2 protein-coding genes are annotated in these 1,725 nt (G+C 34.7%); both read right to left on the bottom strand.

Annotation, left to right across the window (positions count from 1 at the left end):
* On the bottom strand, positions 1-1,118 hold a 1,118-nt coding region (locus tag JCM1039_RS09955), incomplete at its 3' end, for an RNA-guided endonuclease InsQ/TnpB family protein (protein WP_025015621.1).
* Positions 1,093-1,713 carry an IS607 family transposase gene (locus tag JCM1039_RS09950; protein WP_025015620.1) on the bottom strand — a complete coding sequence of 207 codons (621 nt, stop codon included), beginning with the start codon at positions 1,711-1,713 and terminating at the stop codon, positions 1,093-1,095. The genes JCM1039_RS09950 and JCM1039_RS09955, both read right to left, overlap by 26 nt.
* Between the last annotated feature and the right edge of the window lie 12 nt (positions 1,714-1,725).

The raw sequence follows: 1,725 nt of genomic DNA, 5'->3' as shown, positions 1-1,725 counted from the left end.
CGATCATTCTTGTAGCCACACTCATAACAGACATACTCATTATGTTTGGTACCATGCTTTTTATTGCCCTGCAAAGTGATCTTTTCCTCGCCTTTTTTGACATAACCGCACGCAGCACATCTTTGAGTTGATGGGCATGTTTTATCAGCCAAGATTAATTCTTTGCCATACCAATCACACTTATAAGTTAGTATTCGTCTAAACTTGCTAAAAAGTGATCTCTGCATTCCTTTTGAAGCTACATGCGTCATCATCATTTCTTTGACTGCCAAATCTTCAATTACAATTTGATCGTAATTATTAACAAGCTTAGTAGTAAATTTTTGTAATAGATCGTTTTGAATATTAGCTGCTTTGCGATAATCTCTTTGCAGTTTGGTTCTCACTGCAAAGTAATTATTTGATTTTGTAGCTAACTTACCGTTAACTTCTCTTTTACGTGCCAGCATTCTTTGATAATGCTTAATACGCTTATAAAGCTTTTGCAATTTAGCAGGCAAAATATTGATTTGCCCCTCGGTATAGTTAAAGTGGCCAACATTGACATCAACTGCTGTCTTTTGCTGGGTTTTAGCTTTTAGTTCAATTTCTTCTTCATAAGGAAGAGCCGCATAATAATTATCTTTTTCTTTGAAGACACTTACTACTTTGACTTCATCCATCTTTAGAGCTTCATAGCTTTTTAAATCAAACCAAGACTCTTTTGAAATGCTTCTTGGGCGATCAAGGCGAAGCTTACCATTAACGATCTTAGCTCTATCAGTTTTAAAGCCTTGTCTGGGAGCTTTCTTAGATTTAAAACTAGGTATTCCCCAATCAGGTTGTGACTTATCAAAGAAGTTCTTCCAAGCATTAGCTAAGTCTTTAATCGCTAATTGTAAACATCTGGCAGACAAATCATATTGCCAGTCGGCTTTATTTGCGACTAGTTTATCACGGACTCTGCGTTCGTTAGGACTGGGATTATCTTTTTGGTTTAATGTATGAGCTTCATACATTAATTGCCAAGTTTCTAAGCCTTTATTCCAGCAGTATCGACGATAGTCGCATAGAGCATCAAGATGCTTTTGCATGGTCTTATTAACTTTTAGCTTAACTACTTGTGTCTTGATCGTCATTTAAGTACTCGCCTCTAATCTTTTTCTTGTACTTTCTTAAGCCATATAGTCTGCATGAAAACACATGAATTATACTCATCAGATCATCAACCAGTTCTTTATCAGGACTAGTGTCAATATTATTCAAAACAATTATTTCAGTCCCATGCTTTTTACATAGGTTTTCAAACCAATCATAGCCAAAACGGATAAATCTATCTTTATAAGTAATATAAATTTTATCTATTTTGTTGTTCATTACTTCGTCTAGAAGATTATTCCATTTTTGCCGTTTATAGTTTAAGCCGCTGCCAATATCGCTTATTTCTTCGTCTAATACGATACCTTGTGCATTAGCGTATTGTCGAATATAGCTTAATTGATCTTTTAAGTCATCTTTTTGACCATAAGTTGATACTCTGGCATAAGCAACTTGTTTTTTATTTGAGCTTAGACTATTTTGGCTCAAATATTGATTTATTTGATCTTCTGTATAGAATCTGCGATTAGTAGGAGAGCGCTTAGCTTTAAAAATACCCTTTCGATCCCATGTTTGGAGGGTTCTAGTGGTTATTCCTAAACGATCAGCGACATCTTTAGGTTTTAAAATTGTCATAATATTCACTTC

This window comes from Lactobacillus kitasatonis DSM 16761 = JCM 1039, from assembly GCF_000615285.1.
Classification (GTDB): Bacteria; Bacillota; Bacilli; order Lactobacillales; family Lactobacillaceae; genus Lactobacillus; species Lactobacillus kitasatonis.
Note: the sequence above shows the minus strand (reverse complement) of the source record. Positions and strands in the feature narration are given on the sequence as shown.

Coding starts and splice junctions, on each gene's coding strand:
- JCM1039_RS09950 (WP_025015620.1), bottom strand. CDS start 1,713: ATGACAATTTTAAAACCTAAAGATGTCGCTGATCGTTTAGGAATAACC.